Source organism: Flavobacterium sp. (genome assembly GCF_046317795.1).
Taxonomy (GTDB): Bacteria; Bacteroidota; Bacteroidia; order Flavobacteriales; family Flavobacteriaceae; genus Flavobacterium.
Genome location: NZ_JBKCVI010000052.1, coordinates 1 through 4,070, shown reverse-complemented (window position 1 = coordinate 4,070; position 4,070 = coordinate 1). Strand labels below are relative to the sequence as shown.

7 protein-coding genes and 2 pseudogenes are annotated in these 4,070 nt (G+C 29.2%); all 9 read right to left on the bottom strand.

Annotated elements, in window-relative coordinates; all coding sequences use genetic code 11:
- A pseudogene (locus tag ACK5ON_RS03360) lies at positions 1-216 on the bottom strand (DNA-binding response regulator); the annotation flags it as partial.
- 215 nt (positions 217-431) lie between these two features.
- Positions 432-767, bottom strand: a complete 336-nt coding sequence (locus tag ACK5ON_RS03355; RefSeq protein ID WP_409819876.1) for a hypothetical protein — start codon at positions 765-767, stop codon at positions 432-434.
- Between the two features lie 7 nt (positions 768-774).
- The gene (locus tag ACK5ON_RS03350) at positions 775-2,016 is read right to left on the bottom strand and encodes a hypothetical protein (protein WP_409819873.1); all 1,242 of its coding nucleotides are present in this window, start codon (positions 2,014-2,016) and stop codon (positions 775-777) included.
- Between the two features lie 67 nt (positions 2,017-2,083).
- On the bottom strand, positions 2,084-2,284 hold the full coding sequence (locus ACK5ON_RS03345; RefSeq protein ID WP_409819870.1) for a hypothetical protein: 201 nt from the start codon (positions 2,282-2,284) through the stop codon (positions 2,084-2,086).
- 44 nt (positions 2,285-2,328) lie between these two features.
- A pseudogene (locus ACK5ON_RS03340) lies at positions 2,329-2,472 on the bottom strand (M15 family peptidase); the annotation flags it as partial.
- An 18-nt stretch (positions 2,473-2,490) separates the two neighbouring features.
- Positions 2,491-2,775, bottom strand: a complete 285-nt coding sequence (locus tag ACK5ON_RS03335) for a hypothetical protein (protein WP_409819867.1) — start codon at positions 2,773-2,775, stop codon at positions 2,491-2,493.
- A gap of 2 nt (positions 2,776-2,777) precedes the next feature.
- Positions 2,778-2,927, bottom strand: coding sequence for a hypothetical protein (locus ACK5ON_RS03330; RefSeq protein ID WP_409819864.1), 150 nt, complete (start codon positions 2,925-2,927; stop codon positions 2,778-2,780).
- 4 nt (positions 2,928-2,931) lie between these two features.
- Positions 2,932-3,600: a hypothetical protein gene (locus ACK5ON_RS03325; protein ID WP_409819861.1), complete on the bottom strand. Its 669-nt coding sequence runs from the start codon at positions 3,598-3,600 to the stop codon at positions 2,932-2,934.
- Positions 3,554-3,943, bottom strand: a complete 390-nt coding sequence (locus tag ACK5ON_RS03320; RefSeq protein ID WP_409819858.1) for a hypothetical protein — start codon at positions 3,941-3,943, stop codon at positions 3,554-3,556. Before ACK5ON_RS03320 ends, ACK5ON_RS03325 begins: the two co-directional genes overlap by 47 nt.
- Between the last annotated feature and the right edge of the window lie 127 nt (positions 3,944-4,070).

Below are 4,070 nucleotides of genomic sequence, written 5' to 3'. Positions count from 1 at the left end.
GGCAACGAGTCGCAAGATTTCTTTTTCTCTTGTGCTCAGGATAATCGTTTCTTTGGTATGATGGTGGTTAAGAATAACGTTGTAATCATAATAAGTACCAAATTTTACTACATGTCGAATGGCTTCGAGGAGCGTTACTAGAGAAGCATTTTTTAATAAATACCCCGACGCTCCAGCTTCCATCATTTGGTCAACGGCTTCTACTTGGTCAAACATACTAAAGCAGATCACTTTGGTCTCAGGAAAAAGCCCTCGCTGCAAAGTCAGGAGACATTTGCCTTTTCAGTAAAACATTTTGTTTAAATGGAACACTTTGCGTAGCTGGTTGCTACGAAGTCGGGAGACTTCGGAGAGCGGGTAAATCCCAAGCACCGCAATTTCGTGAAATGGCTGTTCTCTGCAGGCTTTTATTCTAATTCAACTAACTTTAATTAAGTTGTTTTATACGTTACTTCTCCAACAATAAAAAACCATGAAATGAATTTAAACAAACTTAAAAAGCTTAAAAAAAGTATATAAAAAAAATGTAATCTAGTTCTTTGGTCTTTCATAAATATTAATATTATAACACATAATGGAATTTGTACCCATTCAATAAAAAAGCTAAAAAAAACAGCAACACCATCTAAAGTGAATATTTTATCAATAATTTTTATCCAATTATGATTTCTATAATATTCACCAGAAGGAATATTTAAAATAAATAGAACTATTATTATGAATAAATAACAGGTTAAAAAATAATTAATTTTCCAAAACCATTTCATATTATAATTATTTTAAAAGTTTATCTAATGATTTTGAAATTTTTTCTATTATTATTTTGGCATTATTTATTCCATCTTCAATTGTGCTATTGTCAACCACCGTTGGATTAATATCTTTAGTTGCAACATATTTTGAAGAATTTGGATGAGTTCTTAATGACAATAAACCTTCTAAAAATATTTCTGAAACTTCTGTAGAACAAGATTTAATGTATCCAAAACTTTTTAGAAGATTTTGATAATTATATGATTTGTCTTTTGCCCTTAAAGAGATGTAGAATTGAGCAAAACCTTCAACAGAATCAATTATATCATCAAGCAAATCTTCTTTGTTTGTTAGAACGCCATTTTCTAATTCTCCTCCAATTTGAGTAATGAAGGCATTAACCCTTAATGTCCATCCTTTGCTTCTGTCAAAAAAATCTTCTAATCCTTTGTAGATATATTCTAACTCATCTGTTGGATTAGAAATATCTTTCCATCCATCTTTATCTTTATAGTTTAAACCAACAATATAGGCAGCAATATCTCCTTCAATATTTACCGAGCAACCATAATCGTGGTCACTATCAAAAACTAATTTTTTTGCTCTTACATTTGGGTCTGTTGTTCGTTTATATGCTAACATTCCTGTTCCTCCTCCAATATCACCAATCCAAGTTGCATTTTCAAGCCCTGTTCCTCCATAAGGTAAGTTGGTATTTTTAGCAATATAACTTCTTCTTGCGTCCAAACCAATCATTAAATGCCCAAAATCAGTAACTTTTGAAGTACTGTCAATAATCTCAGGGGATTGATATAATGCCTCAAAAAGTTTACCTTTACAATTATCTGAACATTTTAGCATTTTTCTTGCATCGTGTTCAACCTTGGTGTTTCCAGTATATACTCTGAACCCTAAGTTTCTCATTTCACTTTTCTCTTGTGCATAATCCATACTCCATGTTTCTCCATAATAAATTCCTCTAATGCAATTTATTCTATCTCCTAATTCGGTCAGTTTGTTTTGTATCATTATCTCTTCAGCATCTTTAACTAAAGAAACAAGTTCTTTGAAATTTTTTGCCTTTGTGTGAATTTTGCAATTACAAACTGTTTTCTTTGGAGGAGTATTCCCTTTTAGTTCTTGATCTATTCTTTTCTTTTCTTTCTCCTCTTTCCTCTTATCCCCAATCTTTGCCAATCTATCAAACTTTGGGTCGAGGAGCATACCTTTGGCTCTAAATTCTGCTAATTTTTCGCTTGTCATAATCTTCTGATATTTAGAAAAGTGTATGAACTGAAAACCAGTTCATACACTTTATAAAATTAACTATTTATTGCAATTCTCTTTTTAAATCTTCTGTAGAAATTTGAGCTACTACTTTACGATTTTTACCTTTGGTAGTAAGCGATATTATACCATCGTTGATGTCTATGTTTACAATCATTCGGCTTTCTAACTTGGTTACTCTGTCGGCAAGTTTAGTATCGCTTTCAGCAGTTCCTATACCTAATTTAGCATCGTTTGCCACCAATTTTTTAACAGTTTGAGTTTCGCAAGTGTCTAATGTTCTTAGGCATCTGCAAAGGTTCGTAAGCATTGGGTGATTCTTATAGTTGCTCTGCCTGTTAATGCTTTATCACATTCTTGAATGATGGCTGTTACTTCATTTCTTACTGATGGATGAAGTTTTGCGATGCGGTTTTTTGTTGGTGTGTCCATAACTATATATTAAAATTATTATTTTAACTTATTAATAGAGTCTTTTTTTATTTCTTTTAAACCAAAATATTCTAAAGGGCCTCCAATTTTTTCCTCTAAAATGATATTGCCAATGAATGTATCTGAATCAGATTCATTGTATCCCTCTCCTTCTGAATCTATTGGCCAACAAACATAAACAGCTAATCTATATCTACAATAAATGTGATATTCGTCTGATGTGTTTACAAAAGGTACAAACATTATCACAAATACAACAATAAAAATTGTAACATAGACAAAAATTTTTAATTTTCTTCTCATAATTAATAATTATCTAAAGTTTTGAATTCTGCTTTTATCAACTTAAAATAATCAATTAACTCGCCTAACTTATTTAACTCTGATTTGTCATTAAAATCAACCTCTTTTTTTGAGTTTAGTTTTGCTATGCGGTTTTTGGTTGGTGTGTCCATGGCTTTATTTTATCATTTTAATTTTCGGATAACCTTCGGATACTAAAATTCCATCATAATTATTTTTATTTAATTCAATAAATTTCATTATTTCTTTATGGTTCTTTGGATTGATAAAAATATTATACTCAATAATAATAATTGTTTCATTTTTTTTATCAAGTAGAAAAACAAGCCCTGTTTTCATAAAATCAAAAAACTCATTATATAATTCATTTGAAATGTTTTTTTTATTTGAACATTTTATCAAATTATCTTTCAACATATAGAATGATTTTTCTGCACATCCTCTTTTAAAATGGAGTTCGTTAATTTCTCTATAATAATTTGCCTCAACATAATAAACAACAGACGAAGATAATTTCTCTTTTTCAATATAATCACAGACTATTCTTTTTCCAAAACCATGTTTTAATTTACCATTTTCAAAAATTGAATAAAGTTTTATTGAATCTTTTTTAGATTTGAAACTTTTTGCAATAGTATTGTTTAGTAATTCTTTATCCGTTATTTCTTTTGTGACATTACAATCAATAATTTTAACTGATGTTTTAATTTCTTTTTCTATAGGTTTAATTTTTTCATTTTTACAAGAAAAAAGTAAAATAAAAAGAACAAAAATAATTTTACTTTTTGGTATCTCGTAAGTTAGCACCTTTATAAATTTTTTCATTAATTTTAAAATTTCTGTTAATACCTGAATAATCGTAGATATTTAATCCTTCTATATTTCCGTTAGCATCGAAAGAATATGATTTAAATATAACCGAATGCCCACCGTCCCAATTATTATCTTCAATTTTATTAATTTTGTTTTTAATAGCTTTCTTAAGTTTTTCCCAAGTTACATTATTAGGATTACCCCAGTATTGTATCATGGCTCCTTCATTTAAATATCCTTTAATTACATCATTGTGGTCAACTAAATCTGCATATCCTCTTGCCGCTAACGCACCACCAACACCAAACCCAAAATAATTATCAGGAATATTAGTAACTACAGTGCCTGAATACAAATAGTCTTGTACGCTCGTTTAAACTTTAATTTTACTAAATCGCAGTATATCTATATATGCTTTTGATAAACTTTACATATAAATTGCTTAACACATTCATCAAGGTTATTGGAATTTATTTGATACA

Coding starts and splice junctions, on each gene's coding strand:
- ACK5ON_RS03355 (WP_409819876.1), bottom strand. CDS start 767: ATGAAATGGTTTTGGAAAATTAATTATTTTTTAACCTGTTATTTATTC.
- ACK5ON_RS03350 (WP_409819873.1), bottom strand. CDS start 2,016: ATGACAAGCGAAAAATTAGCAGAATTTAGAGCCAAAGGTATGCTCCTC.
- ACK5ON_RS03335 (WP_409819867.1), bottom strand. CDS start 2,775: ATGAGAAGAAAATTAAAAATTTTTGTCTATGTTACAATTTTTATTGTT.
- ACK5ON_RS03330 (WP_409819864.1), bottom strand. CDS start 2,927: ATGGACACACCAACCAAAAACCGCATAGCAAAACTAAACTCAAAAAAA.
- ACK5ON_RS03325 (WP_409819861.1), bottom strand. CDS start 3,600: ATGAAAAAATTTATAAAGGTGCTAACTTACGAGATACCAAAAAGTAAA.